The organism is Pseudomonas sp. RtIB026 (assembly GCF_016861355.2).
Classification (GTDB): Bacteria; Pseudomonadota; Gammaproteobacteria; order Pseudomonadales; family Pseudomonadaceae; genus Aquipseudomonas; species Aquipseudomonas peradeniyensis.
On the sequence record NZ_AP023348.2, the window covers coordinates 5440296 to 5465674 of the forward strand.

Below are 25379 nucleotides of genomic sequence, written 5' to 3' on the forward strand. Positions count from 1 at the left end.
TAAAAACCACAACATCGAATACAGCCATTACAGACAAGTGGTGTGACAATCTTACCGACAGTACGATACACGCCAGCGCAAAAAGCCTGCTTCCCGACCCAAGGACACACCATGGACCGCGTGCGTAACCTCCTGGAACAGATCCAGGGCCGCCTCGACGAGCTGAACAAGGCCGAACGCAAAGTCGCCGAAGTCATCCTGCTCAACCCGCAACAGGCCACCCGCTTCAGCATCGCCGCCCTGGCCCAGGCGGCCAAGGTCAGCGAACCGACGGTCAACCGCTTCTGCCGCTCGTTCGGCGTCAGCGGCTACCCCGAGCTCAAGCTGCAGCTGGCGCAGAGCCTGGCCAGCGGCGCCGCCTATGTCAGCCGCGCGGTGGAGGCCGACGATGATCCGGCCGCCTACACCCAGAAGATCTTCGGCAGCGCCATCGCCTCGCTGGACAGCGCCTGCCAGGCGCTCGACCCGCAGCAGGTCAGCCGCGCCGTGGACATGATGATCCAGGCCCGGCAGATCCACTTCTTCGGCCTTGGCGCCTCGGCCCCCGTGGCCCTCGACGCCCAGCACAAGTTCTTCCGCTTCAACCTTGCCGTGTCGGCCCACGCCGATGTGCTGATGCAGCGCATGCTGGCCTCGGTGGCCCACACCGGCGATCTGTTCGTGATCATTTCCTACACCGGGCGTACCCGCGAACTGGTCGAGGTGGCGCGCCTGGCCCGGGAAAACGGCGCCTCGGTGCTCGGCCTGACCGCCGCCGGCTCGCCCCTGGCCCAGGCTTGCAGCCTGAGCCTGCACATTCCGCTGCCGGAAGACACCGACATCTACATGCCGATGACCTCGCGGATCATCCAGCTCACCGTGCTCGACGTGCTCGCCACCGGCATGACCCTGCGCCGCGGCGTGGACTTCCAGCCGCACCTGCGCAAGATCAAGGAAAGCCTCAACGCCAGTCGCTACCCGATCGAGGACGACGACCTCAACTGAGCCGGTGCGCCTGCAGCCGCAGGTGCGCCCGCTCGCCCGGCGCCAGGCTCAAGCCCTCGCCACTGCCGCTGGCCGCCTCGACACAGACAAAGCCCTGGCATTCGCGCCCGGTCACGCCCATCAACGGGCGATTGCCTGGGTGCCAGACCACGGTGTCGTCGCTGTCGCCGGTGTCGATGCACAGCTCGCGCTGCCAGGCCGGATCCTGCAACTGCACCTTGGGTGTACCGGGGTAGACCTTCTGGCAGCCACCCTTGAGGGTCAGCGCGCCATCCTCGCGGCAGGCCTGGCGATTGAGGCGATCGTAGCCTTGGATATCCTCGAGTCCGGACAGCGCTATCTTCGACACGTCGCTGATTCGCCAGTAGGCCAGCAGCGCATGGCTCAACTGGCAGGGCTCGCTGTCCTGGTGCTCGGTACTCAGGCTCAGCTCCATGCTCGCGCCGAGCCGGGCGTGCAGGTCGACCTGCCAGTCGCACAGGTCCAGGCGCCACTTCAGGGTCACGCCTTGCTCGTCCTCACGACTGTCCACCAGCTTCCAGTCAAGCAGGCGCGCCCAGCCGTGGGCCGGCCACAGGTCCTCGCTGGGATGACGGCCATACCACGGCCAACACACCGGCACGCCACCGCGGATGGCGCCCACCTGCGGCCACTGCTCGGCGCACCACAGCCAGGGCTTCTCGCCGGCCGGCTGGAAATGCAGCAGTTGCGCGCCCTGGCGGCTGAACACCGCCTGGCAGCACGGGTGGTCGATGATCAGCACATCGCGCTGCTGGTAACGCTCCCACTCGAAGGTTGGCCTGGGCCGTTGCGAAGTGAAGAAGCGATGTAGCGGATGTTCAGGCATGGTTCCAAGCTCTTTTGTTGTTCGAGATAGCGCTGTCTCGGCCCGTGCCCGCTAACCACTGCTGGCCAGTGGTTAGCGGGAGGTCGAGATGGATGGCGTAAATTTACAACAATTTTTCTCAGAATGACGACTGAATCTTCAACCCCGCGACCAGCGCGTTATCCACCTGGTCGACACCGCCCGGGCTCTTGATGTACTGCAGGTTCGGGCGCACGGTCAGCCAGTTGGTGACGTGGAAGCCGTAGTAGAGCTCGGCGTTGTACTCGGTGCGCTGCAGCGGCTTGAAGCCCGGGTTGTCGTAGTCATTGATACCGCTCTGGGCATTGAGCAGCTCGGCGCGCTTCTTCACGTCGTCGTTGACGTGGATGCGGGCGATGCCGAAGCCGATGTCGTCCTTGGGCCGAGCGTCGAAGGCGCCCTTGTAGACCAGACCGACCTGCTGGTAGTTGTCGACAACGTTGGTGGCCTTGTCATGCACGGTGAAGTTGGCGAACAGGCTCAGGCCGCGATTGACGTCGCCGGCATGGGCGGTGACCTGCTGCTGCGCCACCACCCACCAGCCGTGCTTGCTGGAGTGCGACTTGAACGCCGCGCCGGTCAGCGCCTGCGGGTTGCCGTTGATGTCGTCATACACATCGTCGGCCTTGGCGGTGCTGTAGTAGTAGCCCAGGCGGTACTCACCCGGCAGGCCGTTGACCTTCGGCGACCACACCGCCTCCACCGGCAGGATCGCGCCCTTGGTGCCACTGCCGCTGAGCTTGAAGCCGTTGCCGGTCTCAAGGTTCGACGGGTTCTGCTCGTAGGCGCCGACCTGGACGAAGAATTCCGGGGTGATGTTGTACTTGACCCGCAGCGCCCACTGGCTGACCGGCCAGTTGTACCAGATGCCGCCGACCCAGTTGCCCACCTGCGAGCCGCAGAACGCCAGGTTCTGGAAGTCGCAAGGGAAGCTGTTGAAGTCCTCGCCTTCGCCGAAGCGGCCGAATTTCACGTCCAATGCGCCGTCGAAGTACTTCTGCTTGATCCACATCTGGGTCAGCCGCCAGGTCTGGCCCCGGCCCCAGACTTCCTGCACCGAGCTGAACTGCCCGGCGCGCGGGTCGCTGATGCGGTCGTTGGACAGGTTGCGGCCACTACGCTCGGTGATCGCCAGCTTGAACTCGGTGTCCTTCCAACCGAAGATCTTCTCCAGGTCCAGGTGCGCGCCGAGGGCGAACTGGTCGCTGTAGCGCGCGGTCTTGTCGTCGTTGTAGCCGCCATTAAGGTTGCCGGCCACCTCGCCGACGTAGTCGAGGGTGAAGTCGTAGCCCTTCTCCAGCAACTCGGTGCGGGTGCCGCCCCAGTCGCCGGTCATCCATTTCGATTCCGACGAGAAAGCCTCGGCGGCCTGGGCCCCGCTGCTGCCGACCACGGCCAGCAGTGCCAGTGAGCCCAGCGTCCTGATGCGATTGCGATGTTCCATCCCTTTGCGTCCTCTTTTCTTGTTATTAACAGAACGAATTAACGGCCAGGTCTTTTCTGTAGGAGCGGCCTTGTGCCGCGAAAGGGCTGCGAAGCAGCCCCAGGTCTTGGCATCCTTCAGCATTGCTGGGGCTGCTGTGCAGCCCTTTCGCGGCGCAAGGCCGCTCCTACAGGGTACGACCGCCGTCCTTAACGGCCTTTGAAACGCGTCACGTTGTCCTTTACTGCGGTGGCAGATAGGTCCAGGCGTTCGCCGCTGCCGGCGTCGAACAGCAGCACCCGCGCCGGGTCGAACTGCAGGTTGAGGCTGTCGCCGACCCGGCACGCCACATCCGGCGCCAGGCGGCAGCAGACCTTGGTCTGGTTGAGGGTTACGAAGACCAGCAGGTCCGGGCCGGTGGGTTCGGTGACCTGCACTTCGGCGCGGATGCCCGGCAGGCCATTGCCCTGCTCCGCCCCCAGGGTGATCTGCTCCGGGCGCACGCCGAGGATGATCTCGCGGCCTTCCAGCTCGTCCGCCGCCACGCCCAGCGGCAGCTCGCAGCGCGCCTGGCCGCTGTCGAGCAGCGCCAGCACGCGGCCGTCCTGCCGGGTCAGGCGCACCGGGATGAAGTTCATCGGCGGCGAACCGATGAAACTGGCGACGAACAGGTTGGCCGGGTCGTTGTAGATCTGCTGTGGCGTGCCGAACTGCTGGATGATGCCGTCCTTCATCACCGCCACCTTGTCACCGAGCGTCATCGCCTCGATCTGGTCATGGGTGACGTACACCGTGGTGGTCTTCAGGCGCTGGTGCATCAGCTTGATCTCGGTGCGCATCTCCACCCGCAGCTTGGCGTCGAGGTTCGACAGCGGCTCGTCGAACAGGTAGATCTTCGGCCGGCGCGCCAGCGCCCGGCCCATGGCCACGCGCTGTTGCTGGCCGCCGGACAGCTGCCCGGGCTTGCGCTCGAGCAGGTGCTCGATCTGCAGCAACTTGGCGACCCGCGCCACCTCCTCGTCGATGGCGGCCTGGGGCATCTTGCGGATCTTCAGGCCGAAGGCGATGTTGTCGCGCACGTTCATGGTCGGGTACAGCGCGTAGGACTGGAACACCATGGCGATGTCGCGGTCCTTGGGGCTCATGCCGCTGACGTCCTCGTCGTCGATGAGGATCGCCCCGCCGCTGATGCTTTCCAGGCCGGCGATGCAGTTCATCAGCGTCGACTTGCCGCAGCCCGAGGGGCCGACCAGGATCAGGAACTCGCCGTCCTTGATCGCCAGCTGGATGTCCTTGAGCGTGTCCGGCAGGCCCACGCCGTAGGTCTTGTGCACATTGCGAAGTTCGAGTGTTGCCATGACTTACCCCTTGACCGCGCCGGCAGTCAGCCCGCGCACGAAATACTTGCCCGCGACCACATAGACCAGCAGCGTCGGCAGCCCGGCGATCATCGCCGCGGCCATGTCGACGTTGTATTCCTTGGCCCCGGTGCTGGTGTTGACCAGGTTGTTGAGGGCCACGGTGATCGGTTGCGAGTCGCCGCTGGAGAACACCACGCCGAACAGGAAGTCGTTCCAGATCTGGGTGAACTGCCAGATCAGGCAGACCATGATGATCGGCGTCGACATCGGCAGGATGATCCGCCCGAAGATGGTGAAGAACCCGGCGCCGTCCAGGCGCGCCGCCTTGACCAGCGCCTCGGGAATGCTCACGTAATAGTTGCGGAAGAACAGCGTGGTGAAGGCCAGGCCGTACACCACGTGCACCAGCACCAGCCCGCTGGTGGTGCTGGCCAGGCCCAGCTTGCCGAGGGTGAACGAGGCCGGCAGCAGCACGGTCTGGAACGGCAGGAAGCAGCCGAACAGCAGCAGGCCGAAGAACAGCTGCGAGCCACGGAAGCGCCACATCGACAGCACATAGCCGTTGAGCGCGCCGATGGCGGTGGAGATCAGCACCGCCGGCACGGTGATCAGGATCGAGTTGACGAAGTAGCCGCTGACCGTGGCCCAGGCCTTGCTCCAGCCGATGGCGGTGAATTCGGTCGGCCAGCTCAGCAGGTTGCCGCTGCCGATGTCCTCGGGGGTCTTGAAGCTGGTCAGCAGCATCACCACCAGCGGCACCAGGTACAGCAGCACGGCCAGCAGCAGCACGGCATGAATGGCGATACGGCTGAGGTTCAGTGCGGGTTTGTCGGTCAGGCTAGTCATGGCGTTTGCCCCGCAATTCGGAATACAGGTACGGCACCAGGATCGCCAGGATGGCGCCGAGCATCAGGATCGCGCTGGCCGAGCCCATGCCCATCTGCCCGCGGCTGAAGGTGAACGAGTACATGAACATGGCTGGCAGGTCCGAGGAGTAGCCAGGGCCGCCGGCGGTCATCGCCGCCACCAGGTCGAAGCTCTTGATGGCAATGTGCGAAAGGATCATCAGCGAGCTGAAGAACACCGGGCGCAGGCTGGGCAGCACCACGGTCCAGTAGATGCGCGGCAGGCTGGCGCCATCGAGCTGGGCGGCGCGGATGATCGACTGGTCGACACCGCGCAGGCCGGCGAGGAACATCGCCATGATGAAGCCCGAGGCCTGCCACACGGCGGCGATCACCAGGCAGTAGACCACGCGGTCAGGGTCGATCAGCCAGTCCAGGCGAAAGCCTTCCCAGCCCCAGTCGCGCAGCAGCTTGTCCAGGCCCATGCCGGGGTTGAGCAGCCACTTCCAGGCGGTGCCGGTGACGATCATCGACAGGGCCATGGGATAGAGGTAGATGGTGCGGATGAATCCTTCGCGGCGGATGCGCTGGTCGAGCAGCACGGCGAGGAACACGCCGATGGCCAGGGTGATGCCGATGAACAGGCCGCCGAACAGCAGCAGGTTCTTGCTCGCTACCCACCAGCGGTCGTTGTCGAACAGCCGGGCGTACTGCGCCAGGCCCGCCCACTTATAGGTGGGCAGGAAGGTCGAGGTGGTGAACGAGAGGACGAAGGTCCACAGGATGTAGCCATAGAAGCCCACCAGGACGATGAACATGCTCGGCGCCAGCACCAGCTTCGGTAGCCAGCGCTGCAGCGCATCCAGGGGGGAGGCCCGCAGGCGGGCGGTTGCTGTGGTCATGGTTCAGATCTCGTTTCGAGAAAGGCAGATAACCGTGTAGGAGCGGCCTTGTGCCGCGAAAGGGCTGCGAAGCGGCCCCAGGGTCTTGGCACCCTTCAGGATTGCAGGGGCTGCTATGCAGCCCTTTCGCGGCGCAAGGCCGCTCCTACACAGGCGCCTGACTACTTGGCGGCGTTGACTGCTGCGGCCAGCTTCTTCGCCGCATCCGCAGGATCGGCCTTCGGATCGTTGATGTAGTTGGTCACCACATCGAAGAACGCCCCCTGCACCGCCAGCGTGGTGGCCATGTTGTGCGCCATGCTCGGTTGCAGGCCGCCGGACTTGGCGTCGGCCAGGAAGTCCTTGGCCGCGGTCTGGGCGCAGCTGTCGAAGCCATGCTTGCCCATGTCGGCGAGCATGTCGTTACGCACCGGGATCGAGCCCTTGTTGATGCTGAAGACCTTCTGGAACTCCTCGCCCAGCACCTTGCGGGCGATGTCCTGCTGGCCCGCCGCGGTGCCCTTGTCCTTCTGCTTGAACACCACCAGCGAGTCGATGTTGTAGAGGAAGGCCTGGTCGGTGCCGGGGAAGGCCACGCACTGATAGTCCTTGCCGGCGGTCTTCTTGGCCAGGGTCCATTCGCTCTTGGCCCAGTCGCCCATGATCTGCATGCCGGCCTTGCCGTTGATGACCTTGGCCGCCTCCAGGTTCCAGTCCTGGCCCTTGCCGTCAGGGTCCATGTAGGTGGCGACTTTCTTCAGCTCGGTGAGCGCCTTGACCATCTCGGGGCCGGTCAGGGCCTTTTCGTCCAGTTCGACCAGCGCTTTCTTGTAGCCTTCTACGCCCATTACCGAGAGCACCACGCTCTCGAACACAGTGCTGTCCTGCCACGGCTGGCCACCGTGGGCCAGCGGAATGAAACCGGCAGCCTTGAGCTTGTCGCCGGCGGCGTAGAACTCCGCGAGGGTGGTCGGCGCCTTGTCGATGCCGGCCTTCTTGAACACTTCCGGGTTGATCCACAACCAGTTGATGCGGTGGATGTTCACCGGCACGGCCACGTAGTCGCCGTCGTACTTCACGGTGTCAGCGACCTTCTTGTCGAGCAGGCTGTCCCACTTCTCTTCCTTGGCCACGTCCTTGAGCACATCGGGATCGAGCAGACCGGTGGCGGCCCAATCCTGGATATCGGGGCCCTTGATCTGCGCCACGCCAGGCGGGTTGCCAGCCACGGCGCGGCTCTTGAGCACGGTCATGGCCGTGGCACCGCCACCGCCGGCCACGGCGCCGTCCTTCCAGATGAAACCGTCCTTCTCGACCTGGGCCTTGAGCACATCGACCGCGGCCTTTTCGCCGCCGGAGGTCCACCAATGGACGACTTCCACGCTGCCTTTGGAGTCGGCGGCCTGGGCACTGAGGGAGAACAGGGAAGCGAAGGAAATCGCGGCGGCGAGACGAAGCGTCGAATGCATGGGGATACCTTTCTTGTTGTTATGCGAGGCAAGACTGTCGCTTGCATGGCATGGAGTGTAGGGAGCTCGCGCCAGCCTTCAGGTAACGAACGGATGCGCGAATGTCATCATCTGGTTACATAGCCAGGGCCGTGGCCAAACTCGGCGCCAGCGGCAGGCGCGGCAGCAACAGGGCCTGGTAGGCATGGTAGAGGTCGGGCTTGCCGCCCCAGATCCGTGCACTGGGTAGCAGCGCCGGGTCCAGCTCGTGGTGCCAGCTGCCGTGGCTGCGGTCGATGAAATGGCTGACGATGAAGTCCCAGAAGCAGCGGTACCACTGCTCGTACTGCGCCTCGCCGGTACGCCGCAACAGGGCCGCGGCGGTGGCGCTGGCCTCGGCATGCACCCAGTGCAGGCGCTCGCGCACCACCGGGCGGTTGCGCCAGTCCAGGGTGTAGACCAACCCCGGCACGCCATCGGCCTGCCAGGCATGCTTGCAGGCGCTGTCGAACAGTCCCCTGGCGGCAGCCAGCAAGGACTCCGGCGCGGGCAGTTGCGCCCGTTGCAGGGCCGCTTCCAGGTGCAGCACCAGGCGTGCCCATTCGAAGGCATGGCCAGGCGTGGTGCCGTAGGGGCGGAAGCCGTCGGCGGGGTTGTCGCGGTTGTAGTCGGGCAATGCCTGCCAGTGCTCGTCGAAATGCTCGGTGACCCGGAAACCATCGGCAGCCACCTGGGCCAGGATCAAGCGTTCGACGATCCGCAGGGCACGGCTTAGCCACAGCGTGTCGCCGGTCACGTCGGCCAGGGCGAGAAACGCCTCGACGCCGTGCATGTTGCTGTTGGCGCCACGGTAGGCTTCTGCCTGCTGCCAGTCACGGGAGAACGACTCGCGCAGGACGCCCTCCTCCTCGCACCAGAAGCGCTGCTCGATGACCCGGACCACGGCCTCCAGCAGTGCCTGGGCCGGTGTGACACCCGCCACCACCGCCGAACTGGCGGCAAGGGCGACGAAGGCATGCAGGTAGGCGGCCTTGCCGGTGTCGCCGTGGCCTTCGGGCTGCGCGTACCAGCCGTCGTCCTCCTGGTCGCGCAACGGACCGAGCAGGGCCTCGACGCCATGCTCGACCAGCTCGCGGCACCCCGGAACGCCCTGGATATGCGCCAGGGCGAAGCTGTGGGTCATGCGCGCGGTGTTCATGGTCTCGGCCAGGGCACAACGGGGCAGGCGGCCTTCGTCGTCGAGGTTGCCGAAACCCTGGGGCAGCCGCGAAGCCCTGGCGAAGGCGAGCAGGCGCAGGGCCTCAGCGTCGAGCCAGGCATGGTGTGTCGGGGAGTCGATCCAGCGGTTGGCCATGGGTGCACCCTCCTTGTTGTTGTCAGCCGATTCTAGTCAGCCGTCCTGGCTGGCATGTCACGAAGGCCTGCCGAATTGTCACCATGTAGTGACATCAGTCCCCTGTAGGAGCGGCCTTGTGCCGCGAAAGGGTTGCGAAGCAGCCCCAGCAATTTCAGATCCCTGGGGCCGCTTTGCGGCCCTTTCGCGGCACAAGGCCGCTCCTACAGGGGATCGTGTCATTCGGCTGTACGGGGTAGGTACAAAGTCACCCGCAACCCACCCTCACGCAGGTTGAACAGACTCACCTCGCCGCCATGGCTGTGGGCGATGTTGCGCGCGATTCCCAGCCCCAGCCCATACCCCTGCTGCTGCCCGGCCAGACGGAAGTGCGGCTCGAACACCTGCTCCAGACGCTGCTCCGGCACCCCCGGGCCCTGGTCGTCCACCTGCAGGACGAAGCTCTCGGCACTGTCGAGGATCCGCAGGTGCGCCCGCTCGCCGTACTTGATGGCATTGTCGATCAGGTTACCGATGCAACGGCGCAGGGCCAGCGACTTGCCGGGGTACGGCGCCAGCGCCTGTCCTTCGAGGGTGATGCGGCCGTCGCCGATATAAGGTTCGGCGAGCATCTCCAGCACCTGGTTGAGGTCGATCGGCTCGATGTTCTCGTGAATGTCGGTGTCCTTGACGCATTGCAGCGCCCCCTTGACCAGCAGTTCCAGCTCGTCGAGGTCGCGGCTGAACTTCGCTTGCAGCTTCTCGTCCTCGAGCAGCTCGACCCGCAGGCGCAGGCGCGTGATCGGTGTGCGCAGGTCATGGGAGATGGCGCTGAACAACTGGGAGCGTTCGGTGAGGTAACGGCTGATCCGCTCGCGCATGCTGTTGAACGCCCGCCCCACCTCGACCACTTCGCTGCCGCCGCCCTCGGCCACCGGGGCCACGTCGGCGCCCAGCGACATTTCCCGCGCCGCTCGCGCCAGGCGCTTGAGCGGCCGGCTCTGCCAATGCACCAGCAAGCCGATGAACAGCAACAGCAGGGCGGTGGTCATGGCGATAAAGCCGATCTGCTGACGCGGCAGGCGCTCGGCCTCGAGGCTGGTGTAGGGCTCGGGCAGCAGCGAGGCGATGTACAGCCACTCACCCTCGCCCAGGCGGATCTGGGTCACCAGCACCGGCGGGTTGAGCGGCTCCAGGGTCAACGAGTAGTGCGCCCAGGAGCGAGGCAGCTCATCGAGCTTAAGGCCGCTGTTGAAGATCCGCAGGTCGTCGGGGCTGACGAATTCGACGGAGATCTCCAACTGCTGGCCCAGGCGCTCGTGCAACACCTGCTGGAACACGTCGATCACCGCCTGCTTGCGCGGGGTGATCGGCAGCACCGGCATCTCCAGCGGCTTGACGTTGAGCGAGACGAAGAAGCGCGTCCCGCCCATGCTGCGCAACTGGTCGAGGACCATCGGCCGGTAGGCCACCGGCAGCGAACGGAAGTAGCTGACGCTGGCACTCATCGAATGGGCCAGGCTGCCGGCACTGGCACGCAGGCCCTGCAGCTGGCTGGCGCGCAGTTGCGCCACCCAGATCAGGCTCGACAGCCCCTGGGCCAGCAACACCACCAACAAGGTCAGCAGCAGCATGCGCCCCAGCAGCGAGCGCGGCAGCAGGCGCCAGCGGCGCTCGCTAGGCCGGGCAGACATTGGCCGCCAGCAGGTAGCCGCTGCCGCGCACGGTGCGGATCAGCCGAGGGGGTTTTTCCGTGTCGCGCAGGCGCTGGCGCAGGCGGCTGACCGCCATGTCGACGATACGGTCCAGCGGCATCGGCTCGCGACCACGGGTGGCGTTGCCGATGGTATCGCGGTCGAGGATCTGCTGCGGGTGGTCGAGGAACAGCTTGAGCAGGGCAAAGTCGGCGCCGGAGAGGATCACCTCCTCGCCATCGCGGTGGAACAGGCGATGGCTGATCGTGTCCAGCCGCCAGTCGTCGAAGGCCAGCACCGCGCTGGCCGGCGCCGCCTGGCCGAAATCGGCGCGGCGCAACAGGGCCTTGATGCGGGCCTGTAGTTCACGTGGGCTGAAGGGTTTGCCGAGGTAATCGTCGGCGCCCAGCTCCAGGCCGATGACCCGGTCGGCCTCGTCGGAACTGGCGGTCAGCATGATGATCGGCACCCGCGCCTGGCGCGGGTGCTGGCGGACCCAGCGGCACAGGCTGAAGCCGTCCTCGTCGGGCAGCATCACGTCGAGGATCACCAGGTCGTAGGGGTTGGCGTCCAGGGCGCGGCGAAAGCCCTGGCCGTCGGGTTCGGCATGGACCTGCAGGCCGCAACGGGCCAGGTAGGTCTGCAACAGTTCGCGGATATCCTGGTCGTCGTCGACCATCAGGATCGATTTGCCGGCAGTGGTCACAATGGTCAGTCCTCTTGTAAACGCAGGTCTTCATGCCTGCTGTACGGGGCCCTGTGGGAGCGGGTTTACCCGCGAATGCGTCGGTGAAGCAACTACGGTATTCGCGGGTAAACCCGCTCCCACAGGGATCAGTGATCCAGTGACTGCTGCAAGGCCACCCCGGCCCCCAGCAACCCGGAAAACTCCGCCGTCACCAGCCATACCGGCACCCCGGCGAAGTAGCCGCTCATACAGCCCTTATCGGCGAAACTCGCAGCGAATCCGCTGCCCAGGAACAACTCGGCGAAACGCGGAATCACCCCGCCGACAATGTAGACCCCACCCCGTGCGCCCAGGGTGAGCACGTTGTTGCCCGCCACCCGCCCGAGGAAGCGGCAGAACTGCTCGATCACCGCCAGCGCCCGGGGCTCGCCGGCCAGGGCCGCGTCGGTGATCTGCGCCGGGGTCTTGTGCGTCGGCGTGGCGCCATCGAGCGCGCAGATCGCCTGGTACAAGCGCACCAGCCCACCGCCGCTGAGCACCGTCTCGGCGCTGACATGGCCGATCTGCCGGTGAATCTCCTGATGGATCGCCGCCTCGCGGGCATTGCCCACCGGCAGGTCGACATGCCCGCCCTCCCCCGGCAGCGCCAGCCAGTGCTCGCCCAGGCGCAGCAGGCTGCCCACGCCCAGGCCGGTGCCGGGGCCGATCACCAGCGCCGGACGCGACGGGTCGGCGAGGCCTGCGCAGACCTCGCGGAACTCACCGTCGCGCAGCCGGGTCATGCCAAGCGCCATGGCGGAAAAATCGTTGATCAGCAACAGGCGCTCGACCTGCAGCGTCTGGCAGAACGCGCTGCGGCTCAGGCGCCAGTGGTTGTTGGTGAAGCGGAATTCGTCGCCGTCCACGGGACCGGCCACCGCCAGGCACACCGCCGCCAGGCCGCCACGGGCGATGCCCTGGTCGGCGAGGTAGGCCTCGATGGCCTGCTCGGGGCTGGTGTAGTCGGCGGTGGCCAGCACCTGGACCGCCTGCAGCTCGTTGTCGCGCCACAAGGCAAAACGTGCGTTGGTGCCACCGATGTCGCCGACCAGCAAGGCCTTCATTTGAGGTTCTCCAGGGCCGAGGTGAAGGCGCTCGCGCCCTGTTCGGCGGAACTGAACGCCACGCGCATGAAGCCGAACAGCTCGCGCCCGCAGCCCAGGTCGTTGCCGGTGGGCGGCTCGGGCAGCTCACGGCTGGCCAGTTCCTCGGCCGAGACCATGATCCGCAGCGTGCCTTCGGCACCATCGACGCGCACGATATCACCATCGCGCACTCGCGCCAGCGGGCCGCCGTCGAAAGCCTCCGGGCACACGTGGATGGCCGCCGGGATCTTGCCCGAGGCCCCGGACATGCGCCCGTCGGTGACCAGCGCCACCTTGAAGCCGCGGTCCTGCAGCACGCCGAGGAAGGGTGTCAGCTTGTGCAACTCGGGCATGCCGTTGCAGCGCGGCCCCTGGAAGCGCACCACGGCGACGAAGTCGCGCTCCAGCTCGCCGGCCTTGAACGCATCGGCCAGCGCCTGCTGGTCGTGGAACACCCGGGCGGGCGCCTCGACCACGCGATGCTCCGGCGCCACCGCCGACACCTTCATCACGCCGCGCCCCAGGTTGCCCTCCATGACCCGCAAGCCGCCCTCGGCGGAGAACGGCCGCGCCACCGGGCGCAGGATGCTTTCGTCGAGGCTGTCCTTCGGACCTTCGCGCCACACCAGTCGGCCATCCTCGAGGAACGGCTCCTGGGTGTAGCGGCGCAGGCCATGCCCGGCCACGGTGTTGACGTCCTCGTGCAGCAGGCCGGCGTCGAGCAGCTCGCGAATGAGGAACGCCATGCCGCCGGAGGCCTGGAAGTGGTTGATGTCGGCCTTGCCGTTCGGATAGACATGGGACAGCGTCGGCACCACTTCGGACAGGTCGGCCATGTCCTGCCAGGTCAGCTGGATGCCGGCGGCCTGGGCGATGGCCGGGATGTGCAGGGTGTGGTTGGTCGAGCCGCCGGTGGCGTGCAGGGCGACGATCGAGTTGACCAGCGCCTTTTCATCGACGATCTCGCCGATGGGCATGAAATTGCCGCTGGCCTTGGTCATCCGCGTGACCTGGCGCGCGGCCTCGGCGGTAAGGGCATCGCGCAGCGGCGTGTAGGGATTGACGAACGAAGCGCCCGGCAGGTGCAGGCCCATCACCTCCATCACCAGCTGGTTGGTGTTGGCGGTGCCGTAGAAGGTGCAGGTGCCCGGGCCGTGGTAGCTCTTCATTTCCGATTCGAGCAGTTGCTCGCGGGTGGCCTTGCCCTCGGCGTAGCGCTGGCGCACATCGGCCTTCTCCTTGTTGGAGATGCCCGAGACCATCGGCCCGCCTGGCACGAAGACGGTCGGCAGGTGACCGAAGCGCAACGCGCCCATCATCAGGCCGGGGACGATCTTGTCGCAGATGCCCAGCATCAGGGCGGCGTCGAACATGTTGTGCGACAGGGCGATGGCGGTGGACATGGCGATCACTTCGCGGCTGGCGATGGCCAACTCCATGCCCGGCTCGCCCTGGGTGACGCCATCGCACATGGCCGGCACGCCGCCGGCGAACTGGCCGACCGAGCCGACTTCGCGCAGGGCCTGCTTGATCTGCTCGGGAAAGTGCTGGTACGGCTGGTGCGCCGAGAGCATGTCGTTGTAGGCGGAGACGATGGCCACGTTGGCGGCGTTCATCAGGCGCAGGGTCTGCTTGTCCTCGCCGCCACATCCGGCCACGCCATGGGCGAAGTTGGCGCACTGCAGGCTGGCGCGCATGGGTCCGTCACTGGCTGCCCCACGGATCAGCTCAAGGTAGCGTTCACGGGTACGGCGGCTGCGGGCGATCAGCCGTTCGGTGACCTCAAGGATGCGCGGATGCATGTACTGGACTCCAGGCTAACGGTAAGGGCGGTTTTACCAGGGACTGTCCCTCCAAACGATTGCGACCTAGGCTCTGGATAGAGGCTTCTGGTCCGTTTGCGACGGCACTGCCAACCACTCGTTGTATGTTTAAACAAAATACTGCCAGCAAAAAGGCTTGTTTTCTATCTCTCGGTGAATAATCTTGTAATTCCAACAACAAAACCGTTTCAGTGAAGCTGCTCTTTGTGCCACAGGCTTCACCCGACTGCCAGAGGTAACGCCATGACCCTACGCATCGCCATCAACGGATTCGGCCGCATCGGACGCAACGTCCTGCGCGCACTGTACACGCAGGGCTACCGCCAGGACCTGCAGGTCGTCGCCATCAACGACCTGGGCGACAGCGCGATGAACGCCCATCTGCTCAAGTACGACAGCGTCCACGGTATTTTCGACGCCAGCGTCGAGGCCGATCATGAAAGCCTCACCGTCAATGGTGACCGCATCGCCGTCAGCGCCATCCGCAACCCCGCCGAACTGCCCTGGAAGACCCTGGCCATCGACGTGGTGTTCGAATGCACCGGGCTGTTCACCGAACGCGCCAAGGCTGCCGCGCACCTGACGGCCGGTGCCGGCAAGGTGATCGTCAGCGCGCCGGCCAAGGGCGCCGACGCCACCGTGGTGTACGGGGTCAACCACGATGTGCTGCGCGCCTCGCACCAGATCATCTCCAACGCCTCGTGCACCACCAACTGCCTGGCGCCGATCGCCCAGGTGCTGCACCGCGAGTTCGGCATCGAGCAAGGCCTGATGACCACCATCCACGCCTACACCAACGACCAGGTGCTCACCGACGTCTACCACGGCGATCCGTACCGCGCCCGCTCGGCCACCCAGTCGATGATCCCAAGCAAGACCGGCGCCGCCGAGGCGGTGGGCCTGGTGTTGCCGGAACTGGCCGGCAAGCTCACCGGCATGGCCGTGCGGGTGCCGGTGATCAACGTGTCGCTGGTCGACCTCACGGTCAACCTCAGGCGCGAGGCCAGCGCCGACGAAGTCAACCAGCTGTTCCTCGAGGCCAGCCGCCACTCCCGCGTGCTGGGCTACAACGCCCTGCCGCTGGTGTCGTGCGACTTCAACCACAACCCGCTGTCGTCGATCTTCGACGCCAACCACACCCGCGCCAATGGGCGCATGCTCAAGGTGCTGGCCTGGTACGACAACGAATGGGGCTTCTCCAACCGCATGCTGGACAACTGCCTGGCGTTGTTCAACGCCAGGTGAAGTTTTGCACGATCTCCTGTAGGAGCGGCCTTGTGCCGCGAAAGGGCCGCAAAGCGGCCCCAGCTCTTGTTGCATCGACTCTGAAATCCTGGGGCCGCTTCGCGGCCCTTTCGCGGCACAAGGCCGCTCCTACACGGGCCGCGCTAGCCGCAATATTTACCTGATCGTGACATTTCTGCGCTTGACCTCGAGCATGGATGATAAGCATTATCATTCACCCGAAAAGCGACCAGGTTTCCCCGTGAGTCAGTCCCGGTTCAACTCAGTGTTCCTCACCCAGCGCCTCTCCCTGCTGCGCACCTTGCAGCGCATGGTGGGCAACCCCAGCACCGCCGAGGACCTGCTGCAGGAAACCTACCTGCGGGTCACCCGCGCCCTGGGCGAGCGGCCGATCGAGCACCTCGAACCCTTCGTCTTCCAGACCGCCCGCAACCTGGCCCTGGACCACCTGCGTGCACGCCGCGTACAGGCGCGCACGCTGGTCGACGATGTACCCGAGCAGATCCTGCACAATGTCGCCGCGCCCGCCGCCAGCAGCGAGGACGCCGCCCACGCCGAGCAGTTGCTCAAGCACCTGAGCGTCAGCCTCGGCCAGCTCAGCGAGCGCCAGCAGCGCATCTTCATCCTCAGCCGCCTGCACGGCGCCAGCTACCTGGAAATCGCCGAGCAACTGAGCGTCTCGGCCAGCACGGTGCAGAAGGAACTGAAACTGATCATGGCCATCTGCATGGGCGTGGCCGATCGTCACCAGTGACGCGACCGCTCGCCGCTGGCCTGCGCAAAGCCCTTGCCATGGGCGGGGTCTGCATTGATCATGCGCAAAAAATGCCCGAAGCAAGGATCCCCCGTGACCGACCGCCCCACGCCTCGCCCGTCACCCGCCGAGCCTGATGCCCGCGCCCGTGCCCGCGAGGAGGCGCTGGACTGGTTGATCCGCCTGCAGTGCGCCAGCGAAGACGATACCCGCGCCTTCGAGCACTGGTTGGGAGCGGAGCCGGAGAACGCCGAGGCCTATGTCGAAGCCGAGGCCTTGTGGAACGGCGCCTCGCTGCGCCAGGCCGCCGGCCAGCTGCAGCACAGCCGCAAGCGCTCGCTCGCCGGGCGCCTGCGCAGCCACTGGAAACCGCTGGCCACCGCCGCCGTGCTGCTGGTCGGGCTGTTCACCTTCGGCAACCTGCCGGTGCGCCTGCAGGCCGACCACCTGACCGTGGTCGGCGAGCGACAGCGCCTGGAGTTGGACCCGGGTGCCAAGGTGCTGCTCAACACCAACTCGGCCTTCGCCAGTGACGAACGCGAAGGCCGCAAGGTCGCCCGCCTGCTGCAGGGCGAGGCGTACTTCCAGGTGTCCAACACCAGCCAGCCGCCCCTGGAAGTCCAGGCCGGCCCGCTGCGCGCCAGCGTGCGCGACACCGACTTCGCCGTGCGCTACCTCGATGGCGAGGCCCAGGTGCGGGTGCAACGCGGCGATGTCGACCTGCAGGCCGCGAGCGACCAGCGCATCCGCCTGAGCGCCGGCGACAGCATCAGCGTCGGCCCCAAGGGCTTCGGCCAGCGCCAGCGCCCCGACATGAGCAAGGACCTGGCCTGGATCGAAGGCCGCCTGGTGTTCGAGAACTGCCCGCTGAGCCAGGTGCTCGCCGAAGTCCGCCGCTACTACCCGGGCTTTATCATCAACCGCAACGCTCACCTGGAGCAGGTCGCGGTCACCGGCAACTACCGCCTCGACCAGCCGCTGGAAACCCTGCGCGCCCTCGCCCATATCACCTCGGCGCAACTGCACGAGTACCCAGCCGTGGTGATTCTCAACTGACCCGGTAAGTTTTTTTACGCGATCGCCCTGCCTCGCCCGTCTCGTTATAGCCAATACGATTGATTCTCGTTCGAAAACGAGAACAAGCACCGCCTATAACTCACGCGCGACAGGGAGCGCTTTCGATGCCCACAGGTCAGACCCGCCCGTCCACTTCTACCCGCCGTCGCGGGCAATTGTCCCTGCTGACCCTGGCCCTGCTCGCCAGCGGCGCCTGCAGCCTGCCGGCGCTGGCCGTGGAACCAGCCCAGGCGAGCAGCCCGCGCATGGGCGACTACCGCTTCGCCATCACCCAGCAGCCGCTGGTCGAGGCCATCAACGCCTTCAGCAAGGTGACCGGCTGGCAGGTCGGCTTCAGCGCCGAGCTGGCCGACGGCGTGGCCTCGCCGGGCGTGCAGGGCTCGCTGCCCCCGGAGATGGCGCTGCAACGCCTGCTGCGCGGCACCGGCCTGGGCTACCGCAAGATCGGCAACGGCAACGTGGTGCTTGAGCGCCAGTCCGCCGGCAACGCCATCGCCCTGCAACAGGTGACCGTCAGCGCCACCCGCAGCGCCCAGGATGTCAGCCAGGTGCCGAGCACCGTCAGCGTGCAGACCCGCGAGCAGCTGGATCGGCAGAACGTCAACGACATCAAGCAACTGGTGCGCTACGAGCCCGGCGTGTCGGTGTCCGGCACCGGCCAGCGCAGCGGCCTGAACGGCTACAACATCCGCGGTATCGATGGCGACCGGGTGCTGACCCAGGTGGACGGCGTGTCGATTCCCGACAGCTTCTTCAACGGCCCCTACGCCCAGACCCAGCGCAACTATGTCGACCCCGAGATCGTCAAGCGCGTGGAGATCCTGCGCGGCCCGGCCTCCGTACTCTACGGCAGCAACGCCATCGGCGGCGCGGTGAGCTACTACACCCTCGACCCGGAAGACATCATCAAGCCAGGCAAGGATGTCGGCGCACGCCTGAAGACCGGCTACAGCTCCGCCGACGAAAGCTGGCTGACCTCGGCCACCGTCGCGGGCCGCCAGGGTGACTTCGACGGCCTGCTGCACCTGAGCCAGCGCAACGGCCACGAGACCGAGTCCTATGGCGGGCATGGTGGTGCCGGCATCAACCGGACCAAAGCCAACCCTGAAGACGTTCGCACCACCAACGTGCTGGCCAAGCTGGGCTGGAACTACGCCGACGACGCGCGGTTCGGGCTGACCTACGAGCACTACAAGGATGATCGCGACCAGAACATCCTCAGCGCAGTGGGCGGACCGTTCAACGGCGGCTCGCCCCTGGGCATGTACCGCAGCCGCACCGGCAACGATACCGTCACCCGCGAGCGTTTCGGCATCAATCATGAATTCGGCCTGGATTCGCTGGTCGCCGACCACGTCAAGTGGAGCCTGAACTACCAGATCGCCAAGACCGACCAGGCAACCTCGGAAATCTACTTCCCGTTCAGCCGCACGGTGCTGCGCGAACGCGACACCACCTACAAGGACCGCCAATGGGTGCTTGATGCCCAGCTGGACAAGGCGTTCCGCATCGGTGAAACCGACCACCTGCTCACTTACGGCACCACGCTCAAGCACGAAAAGATCACCGGCCTGCGCACCGGCAAGGGCACCTGCCTGGTGGTGGGCGGCGCCTGCCGATTCATCGGCCAGATCAGCCCGGCCGACACCCCGGCACCGGTCAGCGATTTCCCGGATCCGACCGTCAACACCTACAGCCTGTTCGCCCAGGACGAGATCCGCTGGAACAACTGGACCTTCTTGCCGGGCGCTCGCTACGACTACACCCGCATCGATCCGAAGATGACCGCCGAATACCTGCGCGGCGTGCAGAGCACCAGCCCCACCGGGCAAAGCCGTCTGAACGACGACGACAAGAAATGGCACCGCGTATCGCCCAAGCTGGGCGTGACCTATGCCTTCAACGACAACTACACCTGGTACGGGCAGTACGCCGAAGGTTTCCGCACGCCGAGCGCCAAGGCGATCTGGGGCCGCTTCGAAAACCTCGCCGGCGGCTATGTGGTCGAGCCTAACCCGGGGCTGGAGCCGGAGAAGAGCAAGAGCTACGAAACCGGCCTGCGTGGCAACTTCGACGCCGGCAACTTCGATGTCGCGGTGTTCTACAACAAGTACCGCGATTTCATCAACGAAGAGGCCGTGCAGTCGACCAACCTGGGGACCTCCTTCCAAGCCAACAACATCAAGCACGCCACCATCAAGGGCGCCGAAGTCAAGGGCCGCGTCAACCTGGACCGCTTCGGCGCACCTGAAGGCCTGTACACCGTCGGCTCCATCGCCTATGCCTACGGGCGCAACGACGACACCGGCCAACCGCTGAACAGCGTCAACCCGCTGACCGGCGTGTTCGGCCTGGGCTACGAGCAGATCGACTATGGCACCCAGCTCAGCTGGACCGTGGTCAAGCGCAAGAACCGCGTGGACGATACCAAGTTCTTCGCCCCCGACGGTTCCAGCTCGAACTTCCGCACGCCCGGCTACGGCGTGCTGGACCTGACCGGCTTCTACCGGATCACCGACGACCTGACCCTCAACGGCGGCGTGTACAACCTGGCCGACAAGAAGTACTGGCAGTGGGACGACGTGCGCAAGTACGCCATGGTCGGTGACCAGAACGGTGTGGGCGAAGCTGCCGTCACCCAGCCGGCCAACCTGGACCGCCTGACCGCGCCGGGGCGCAACTTCGCCATCAACCTGGTGTGGGATATCTGAGGCCTGGACCCAACACCGTCGCTGTTTTCTTCGCGGGTAAACCCGCTCCCACAGGTTCCGCGTCGCTCGCAAGACCTGTGGGAGCGGGTTTACCCGCGAATAGCAGCAAACACGTTTTGCGAATGATTTCACTTTGCAGGTGAGGTTTTTTTACTGTCCCGCGTCTTCCTTTTCGTCTTGTCACTAGACAGCCCCATTTTCCAAGGATGCCCCCATGACCGCCCCTTCCACCGAACGCGCCGCCCTGCGCTCCCAGCGCCTGAACCAGGTCACCCACGCCCCGCACACCGAGCTGGACGCCCTGGTCAAATCGCACAAGCCGTTCGACAGCCGTGAAAGCTTCGCCCGCTTCGTGGTTGCCCAGTACCTGTTCCAGTCCGAGCTGCAGGCGCTGTACACCGATCCGCAACTGATCGCCATCGTGCCGGACCTGGCCGCGCGCTGCCGCGCCGAACAGGCCCGCCTGGACCTGGCCGACCTCGACACCGAAGTGCCCGCGCCCTTCGCCGGCGCCCTGGGCAAGCCAAGCCTGGGCGAGGCCCTGGGCTGGATCTTCGTCTCCGAAGGCTCCAAACTGGGCGCCGCGTTCCTGATCAAGCGCGCCGTGGCCCTGGAGCTGTCCGAGACCTTCGGTGCCCGTCACCTGGGCGAACCGGCCGGTGGCCGTGCCGAAGGCTGGAAGCAGTTCACCCGCATCCTCGACAGCCTGGACCTGTCGCCCGAGGAAGACGCCGCCGCCGAGCGTGGCGCGGTCGCCGCCTTCGAGCGCTTCACCGAGCTGCTCAAGCATGCCTACGCCGCCGACGCCGCGCTGGCCTGACACGCTTTACCCGGCCGCCTGCGGGCGGCCACACCGTTGCAGTGAGACCATGACCCGAATCGCCCGCTCGAAACTGTCCCGCCTGCTCTACGCGATCCTGGCCTATGTCAGCCTGGGCATTGGCCTCGTGGCCATCGTCATTCCCGGGCTGCCCACCACCGAATTCATCCTCCTCGCCGCCTGGGCCGCGACCCGCAGCTCGCCGCGCCTGTCCGCCTGGCTGGAGAACCACCGGCTGTTCGGCCCGATCCTCTACAATTGGCGCAACGGCAAGGTGATCCAGCGCCGCGCCAAGGTCAGCGCGACCATCAGCATGCTGCTGTGCGCCGGCCTGATGCTGACCGTGCTCGAACACCACTGGCCGGTGTTCCTCGCCATCGCCGGCATGACCCTGGGCAACCTGTGGATCTGGTCACGCCCGGAACGTCCGACGCCACCCGGCGCTGTCGAACTGCAAGGTTGATTCATATGCGCTGCGGCGCCGGATGTACTGCAACGGGCTCGCTGGCGCCAGGCGGATCGGCCCGTACCACTACCGGTGCAGGCGCTGGATCACGCCACCGGATACCTGACGGCGGCCGAAGTGATACGGGCGTTGGGACGAGGCGAGGGATGCCGGTCCAGGCTGTCACTGGCACGCACGGCGGCATTGCTGATCGAACGAGGCACCGTGGAAGAGGACCTGGCATTGGCCGCGGAGTCGGCGCTGGACATCGATCCGCACATCGAACACACACCTTGGGGCGAAGCACAGCGGATCAGGGCGCCGTTGAAGGTGGGTGAGGCCACCATGAGCTGGGCGCGGGGAGCCTGCGAGCTTGGCTCCGCACCTGCCCAGTGGTGACTGCCGGATACCCGGTAGGAGCGGCCTTGTGCCGCGAAAGGGCTGCGTAGCAGCCCCGGCAATCCTGAGGCATTCCTGAGATCCAGGGGCCGCTGCGCGTCCCTTTCGCGGCACAAGGCCGCTCCTACAGGGCCGACGCCCGGCCTGATCACAGGCTCAACAACCCCGAATACAGGGCATACGCCGCCAGCCCCGCCCCCGCCAGCACCGCCGCGAAGATCAGTTTCTCCCAGGCGGTGAACAGCACCTGCCCCTGCTCGCGCTTGGCCCGGGCGAACAGGATCACCCCGGGTGCATACAGCAGCGCCGACAGCAGCACGTACTTGAGCCCACCGGCATACAACAGCCAGACCGCGTACAGCAGCGCGATCGCCGCCACCAGCAGGTCCTTGCGCCTCAGCCCCACCTGCCCCTGGTAGCCTTCGCCACGCCAGGCCAGCAGCACGGCGTAGGCCGCCGACCAGAAATACGGCACCAGGATCATAGACGACGCCAGGTAGATCAGGCTGGTATAGGTCCCCGCCGAAAACAGGGTGATCAGCAGGAAGCCCTGGATCATCACATTGGTCAGCCACAACGCGTTGGCCGGCACCTGGTTGGCGTTCTCCCGCGCCAGGAAGCGCGGCATGGTCTTGTCCCGGGCGGTGGCATAGAGGATCTCGGCGCACAGCAGCGCCCACGACAGCAATGCCCCAAGCAGCGACACCGCCAGGCCGATGCTGATCAACAGCGCCCCCCAGGGCCCGACGATATGCTCCAGCACCGAGGCCAGCGAGGGGTTCTGCAAGCCAGCCAGCTCCGGCTGGGTCATCACCCCCAGCGACAGCACGTTGACCAACACCAGCAGCGCCAGCACGCCGAGAAAACCGACCACGGTGGCCTTGCCCACGTCCGAGCGGTGCAGCGCCCGCCCCGAATAGACACTCGCGCCCTCGATACCGATAAACACGAACACTGTCACCAGCATCATGTTGCGCACCTGCTCCAGCACGCTGCCGAACTGCGGATTGCTCAGCCCCCAGATGTCGCGGGTGAAGATGTCGGCGCGAAAGGCGAAGGCGGCGATGACGATGAACATCAGCAGCGGCACGACCTTGGCCACGGTGGTCACCTGGTTGATGAAGGCGGCTTCCTTGATGCCGCGCAGCACCAGGAAATGCACCGCCCACAGCAGCAGCGAGGCGCAGCCGATGGCCACCGGCGTGTTGCCTTCGCCGAACACTGGAAAGTAAAAGCCGAGGGTGCTGAACAGCAGCACGAAGTAGCCGACGTTGCCCAGCCAGGCGCTGATCCAGTAGCCCCAAGCCGAGGAGAAACCCATGTAATCACCAAAGCCGGCCTTGGCGTAGGCATACACCCCGGAGTCCAGCTCCGGCTTGCGGTTAGCCAGGGTCTGGAACACGAAGGCCAGCGCCAGCATCCCCACCGCGGTGATGCCCCAGCCGATCAGCACCGCCCCGACATCGGCACGGGCGGCCATGTTCTGCGGCAACGAGAAGATCCCGCCACCGATCATCGAGCCGACCACCAGCGCGATCAGCGCCCCTAGACGCAGTTTCTGTCCCGGTTCGCTCATGGGGCTCCTCGTGCGCGGGCGCGCGTGAACGTATTGGCCGACATTATTGTTACAAGTTTTTTATCAAATAAAGCCATTAAACCTATAGCACTCATAACCATGTTGTCTATAGCGACACCTTAATAAAAATCACATTAGTCGACTACTTTGCGGATCGTCTAAACCCGTCGCTATTTGCTGTGAAAAATTTGCGAAAACCGCAAAACGGACTAACTTCTCAGTTCGCAGGCGAAACGGAGCGTTTGCTCTAGAAGGACATGGAGGTGCCAGCGCACAAGGCCTGCGTCAGAGCTGTCGGCATCCTCCAGGAGGCGCGTGAAGGATTTTTCTGATCTTCATGCGGGCATGAACTGATCTAAGTCAGCGAATGATCCAGGCGTCAGATTTATTCTGAGGTCAACTTTCTCCTGGTACGGAGTCGTTAAATGTCTGATTCTCCCGGAAAACTAAAACTAGGTGCACTTGTTGCACTTGTCGTCGGCTCGATGATCGGTGGCGGGATCTTCTCGTTGCCGCAGAACATGGCCGCCAGCGCCGGCGTCGGCGCCGTGCTGATCGGCTGGGCCATCACCGCGGTGGGCATGCTCACCCTCGCCTTCGTCTTCCAGACCCTGGCCAACCGCAAGCCAAACCTTGACGGCGGGGTATACGCCTACGCCAAGGCCGGCTTCGGCGACTACATGGGTTTCTCCTCGGCCTGGGGCTACTGGATCAGTGCCTGGCTGGGCAACGTCGGCTACTTCGTGCTGCTGTTCAGCACCTTGGGGTATTTCTTCCCGGTATTCGGTGAAGGCAACACTCCCGCGGCGGTGATCGGTGCTTCCGTTCTGCTGTGGGCGGTGCACTTCCTGGTGCTGCGCGGTATCAAGGAAGCCGCCTTCATCAACCTGGTCACCACCGTGGCCAAGGTCGTGCCGCTGGCGCTGTTCGCGCTGATCTGCCTGTTCGCCTTCAAGCTCGATGTGTTTACCGCGGACATCTGGGCCGTCGGCACGCCGGACCTGGGCAGCGTGATGAACCAGGTGCGCAACATGATGCTGGTCACCGTGTGGGTGTTCATCGGCATCGAAGGCGCGAGCATCTTCTCTTCCCGTGCGGAAAAACGCTCCGACGTCGGCAAGGCCACGGTCATCGGCTTCGTCACCGTGCTGCTGTTCCTGGTGCTGGTCAACGTGCTGTCGCTCGGCGTGATGACCCAACCGGAGCTGGCCAAGCTGCAGAACCCATCGATGGCCGCGGTGCTGGAACACGTGGTCGGCCACTGGGGCGCGGTGCTGATCAGCGTCGGCCTGATCATCTCGCTGCTGGGCGCCCTGCTGTCATGGGTGCTGCTGTGCGCCGAGATCATGTTCGCCGCCGCCAAGGACCACACCATGCCGGAGTTCCTGCGCCGCGAGAACGCCAACCATGTGCCGGCCAACGCCCTGTGGCTGACCAACGCCATGGTGCAGATCTTCCTGGTCATCACCCTGTTCTCCAACAGCACCTACCTGTCGCTGATCTACCTCGCCACCTCGATGATCCTGGTGCCTTACCTGTGGTCGGCGGCCTACGCCTTCCTGCTGGCCTGGCGCAACGAGACCTACGAACAGGCCCTGGCCGAACGCAAGAAAGACCTGATCATCGGCGGCATCGCCCTGCTCTACGCAATCTGGCTGCTGTACGCCGGCGGCGTGAAATACCTGCTGCTCTCGGCCCTGCTCTACGCCCCTGGCGCGATCCTGTTCGCCAAGGCCAAGCGCGAGGTCGGCCAACCGATCTTCACCAGCGTGGAAAAACTGATCTTCGCCGCCGTGGTCGCGGGCGCCCTGGTGGCGGCCTACGGCCTGTACGACGGCTTCCTGACTCTCTGAACCCCACGTCTTCGCTTTACAGGAGGATTC

At 65.4% G+C, this 25379-nt stretch carries 21 protein-coding genes; 9 read left to right on the forward strand and 12 right to left on the reverse strand.

All coding sequences use genetic code 11. The features are described 5' to 3' along the window. Positions 1 to 120 precede the first annotated feature (120 nt). Positions 121 to 984 carry a DNA-binding transcriptional regulator HexR gene (hexR, locus tag PRtIB026_RS24355; RefSeq protein WP_172402443.1) on the forward strand — a complete coding sequence of 288 codons (864 nt, stop codon included), beginning with the start codon at positions 121 to 123 and terminating at the stop codon, positions 982 to 984. On the opposite strand, the gene PRtIB026_RS24360 is transcribed toward hexR, so the two are convergent. From PRtIB026_RS24360 to edd, 11 genes are all read right to left on the reverse strand, one after another. Beyond that, positions 977 to 1831: a D-hexose-6-phosphate mutarotase gene (locus PRtIB026_RS24360; protein ID WP_203650942.1), complete on the reverse strand. Its 855-nt coding sequence runs from the start codon at positions 1829 to 1831 to the stop codon at positions 977 to 979. The two genes, hexR and PRtIB026_RS24360, sit on opposite strands and share 8 nt — an antisense overlap. 118 nt (positions 1832 to 1949) lie before the next feature. Further along, positions 1950 to 3293, reverse strand: coding sequence for a carbohydrate porin (locus PRtIB026_RS24365; protein ID WP_203650940.1), 1344 nt, complete (start codon positions 3291 to 3293; stop codon positions 1950 to 1952). 188 nt (positions 3294 to 3481) lie between these two features. Then, positions 3482 to 4630, reverse strand: a complete 1149-nt coding sequence (locus PRtIB026_RS24370; protein ID WP_203650937.1) for an ABC transporter ATP-binding protein — start codon at positions 4628 to 4630, stop codon at positions 3482 to 3484. A gap of 3 nt (positions 4631 to 4633) precedes the next feature. Beyond that, positions 4634 to 5479: a carbohydrate ABC transporter permease gene (locus tag PRtIB026_RS24375; RefSeq protein ID WP_203650935.1), complete on the reverse strand. Its 846-nt coding sequence runs from the start codon at positions 5477 to 5479 to the stop codon at positions 4634 to 4636. Beyond that, the gene (locus PRtIB026_RS24380; protein WP_050704143.1) at positions 5472 to 6380 is read right to left on the reverse strand and encodes a carbohydrate ABC transporter permease; all 909 of its coding nucleotides are present in this window, start codon (positions 6378 to 6380) and stop codon (positions 5472 to 5474) included. Before PRtIB026_RS24380 ends, PRtIB026_RS24375 begins: the two co-directional genes overlap by 8 nt. Before the next feature lie 161 nt (positions 6381 to 6541). Continuing rightward, positions 6542 to 7828: an ABC transporter substrate-binding protein gene (locus PRtIB026_RS24385; protein ID WP_203650929.1), complete on the reverse strand. Its 1287-nt coding sequence runs from the start codon at positions 7826 to 7828 to the stop codon at positions 6542 to 6544. Between the two features lie 115 nt (positions 7829 to 7943). After that, entirely contained in the window at positions 7944 to 9161 is a 1218-nt protein-coding gene (locus tag PRtIB026_RS24390; RefSeq protein WP_203650927.1) for an AGE family epimerase/isomerase, read from the reverse strand. A gap of 218 nt (positions 9162 to 9379) precedes the next feature. After that, positions 9380 to 10834: an ATP-binding protein gene (locus PRtIB026_RS24395; protein WP_232855961.1), complete on the reverse strand. Its 1455-nt coding sequence runs from the start codon at positions 10832 to 10834 to the stop codon at positions 9380 to 9382. Continuing rightward, a complete protein-coding gene (locus PRtIB026_RS24400; RefSeq protein WP_267967174.1) occupies positions 10818 to 11513 on the reverse strand; it encodes a response regulator in 696 nt (231 codons plus the stop codon). Before PRtIB026_RS24400 ends, PRtIB026_RS24395 begins: the two co-directional genes overlap by 17 nt. A 155-nt stretch (positions 11514 to 11668) precedes the next feature. Then, positions 11669 to 12625 (reverse strand): glucokinase, encoded by a 957-nt coding sequence (locus tag PRtIB026_RS24405; protein WP_267813138.1) that lies wholly within the window; start codon positions 12623 to 12625, stop codon positions 11669 to 11671. Next, positions 12622 to 14448, reverse strand: a complete 1827-nt coding sequence (gene edd / locus PRtIB026_RS24410) for a phosphogluconate dehydratase (protein WP_203650925.1) — start codon at positions 14446 to 14448, stop codon at positions 12622 to 12624. Before edd ends, PRtIB026_RS24405 begins: the two co-directional genes overlap by 4 nt. A 264-nt stretch (positions 14449 to 14712) precedes the next feature. Here edd and gap point away from each other — a divergent pair, with 264 nt between their 5' ends. The 7 genes from gap to PRtIB026_RS24445 all read left to right on the forward strand — a co-directional run bounded on the left by gap (position 14713) and on the right by PRtIB026_RS24445 (position 21920). Beyond that, positions 14713 to 15714, forward strand: coding sequence for a type I glyceraldehyde-3-phosphate dehydrogenase (gene gap / locus PRtIB026_RS24415; protein WP_203650924.1), 1002 nt, complete (start codon positions 14713 to 14715; stop codon positions 15712 to 15714). Between the two features lie 241 nt (positions 15715 to 15955). Further along, the gene (locus PRtIB026_RS24420; protein WP_203650920.1) at positions 15956 to 16468 is read left to right on the forward strand and encodes an RNA polymerase sigma factor; all 513 of its coding nucleotides are present in this window, start codon (positions 15956 to 15958) and stop codon (positions 16466 to 16468) included. A gap of 93 nt (positions 16469 to 16561) precedes the next feature. Next, positions 16562 to 17524, forward strand: coding sequence for a FecR family protein (locus tag PRtIB026_RS24425; protein WP_203650917.1), 963 nt, complete (start codon positions 16562 to 16564; stop codon positions 17522 to 17524). A 125-nt stretch (positions 17525 to 17649) separates the two neighbouring features. After that, positions 17650 to 20256: a TonB-dependent receptor gene (locus PRtIB026_RS24430; protein WP_203650915.1), complete on the forward strand. Its 2607-nt coding sequence runs from the start codon at positions 17650 to 17652 to the stop codon at positions 20254 to 20256. Between the two features lie 214 nt (positions 20257 to 20470). After that, a complete protein-coding gene (locus PRtIB026_RS24435) occupies positions 20471 to 21076 on the forward strand; it encodes a biliverdin-producing heme oxygenase (RefSeq protein WP_062360424.1) in 606 nt (201 codons plus the stop codon). A gap of 49 nt (positions 21077 to 21125) precedes the next feature. After that, entirely contained in the window at positions 21126 to 21539 is a 414-nt protein-coding gene (locus tag PRtIB026_RS24440) for a YbaN family protein (protein WP_028691980.1), read from the forward strand. A 186-nt stretch (positions 21540 to 21725) separates the two neighbouring features. Further along, positions 21726 to 21920, forward strand: coding sequence for a hypothetical protein (locus tag PRtIB026_RS24445; protein WP_203650908.1), 195 nt, complete (start codon positions 21726 to 21728; stop codon positions 21918 to 21920). A 148-nt stretch (positions 21921 to 22068) separates the two neighbouring features. Here PRtIB026_RS24445 and arcD (PRtIB026_RS24450) read toward each other — a convergent pair whose 3' ends face one another. Beyond that, the gene (gene arcD, locus PRtIB026_RS24450) at positions 22069 to 23496 is read right to left on the reverse strand and encodes an arginine-ornithine antiporter (protein WP_203650900.1); all 1428 of its coding nucleotides are present in this window, start codon (positions 23494 to 23496) and stop codon (positions 22069 to 22071) included. 425 nt (positions 23497 to 23921) lie between these two features. Between arcD (PRtIB026_RS24450) and arcD (PRtIB026_RS24455) the strand changes: the two genes are divergently transcribed. Further along, positions 23922 to 25349 (forward strand): arginine-ornithine antiporter, encoded by a 1428-nt coding sequence (arcD, locus tag PRtIB026_RS24455; RefSeq protein ID WP_203650898.1) that lies wholly within the window; start codon positions 23922 to 23924, stop codon positions 25347 to 25349. The last annotated feature ends 30 nt before the right edge of the window (positions 25350 to 25379 follow it).

Coding starts and splice junctions, on each gene's coding strand:
- PRtIB026_RS24375 (WP_203650935.1), bottom strand. CDS start 5,479: ATGACTAGCCTGACCGACAAACCCGCACTGAACCTCAGCCGTATCGCC.
- PRtIB026_RS24380 (WP_050704143.1), bottom strand. CDS start 6,380: ATGACCACAGCAACCGCCCGCCTGCGGGCCTCCCCCCTGGATGCGCTG.
- PRtIB026_RS24385 (WP_203650929.1), bottom strand. CDS start 7,828: ATGCATTCGACGCTTCGTCTCGCCGCCGCGATTTCCTTCGCTTCCCTG.
- PRtIB026_RS24440 (WP_028691980.1), top strand. CDS start 21,126: ATGACCCGAATCGCCCGCTCGAAACTGTCCCGCCTGCTCTACGCGATC.
- PRtIB026_RS24360 (WP_203650942.1), bottom strand. CDS start 1,831: ATGCCTGAACATCCGCTACATCGCTTCTTCACTTCGCAACGGCCCAGG.
- PRtIB026_RS24405 (WP_267813138.1), bottom strand. CDS start 12,625: ATGAAGGCCTTGCTGGTCGGCGACATCGGTGGCACCAACGCACGTTTT.
- edd (WP_203650925.1), bottom strand. CDS start 14,448: ATGCATCCGCGCATCCTTGAGGTCACCGAACGGCTGATCGCCCGCAGC.
- PRtIB026_RS24390 (WP_203650927.1), bottom strand. CDS start 9,161: ATGGCCAACCGCTGGATCGACTCCCCGACACACCATGCCTGGCTCGAC.
- PRtIB026_RS24370 (WP_203650937.1), bottom strand. CDS start 4,630: ATGGCAACACTCGAACTTCGCAATGTGCACAAGACCTACGGCGTGGGC.
- PRtIB026_RS24435 (WP_062360424.1), top strand. CDS start 20,471: ATGACCGCCCCTTCCACCGAACGCGCCGCCCTGCGCTCCCAGCGCCTG.
- arcD (WP_203650900.1), bottom strand. CDS start 23,496: ATGAGCGAACCGGGACAGAAACTGCGTCTAGGGGCGCTGATCGCGCTG.
- PRtIB026_RS24430 (WP_203650915.1), top strand. CDS start 17,650: ATGCCCACAGGTCAGACCCGCCCGTCCACTTCTACCCGCCGTCGCGGG.
- PRtIB026_RS24395 (WP_232855961.1), bottom strand. CDS start 10,834: ATGTCTGCCCGGCCTAGCGAGCGCCGCTGGCGCCTGCTGCCGCGCTCG.
- arcD (WP_203650898.1), top strand. CDS start 23,922: ATGTCTGATTCTCCCGGAAAACTAAAACTAGGTGCACTTGTTGCACTT.
- gap (WP_203650924.1), top strand. CDS start 14,713: ATGACCCTACGCATCGCCATCAACGGATTCGGCCGCATCGGACGCAAC.
- PRtIB026_RS24400 (WP_267967174.1), bottom strand. CDS start 11,513: ATGGTCGACGACGACCAGGATATCCGCGAACTGTTGCAGACCTACCTG.
- PRtIB026_RS24365 (WP_203650940.1), bottom strand. CDS start 3,293: ATGGAACATCGCAATCGCATCAGGACGCTGGGCTCACTGGCACTGCTG.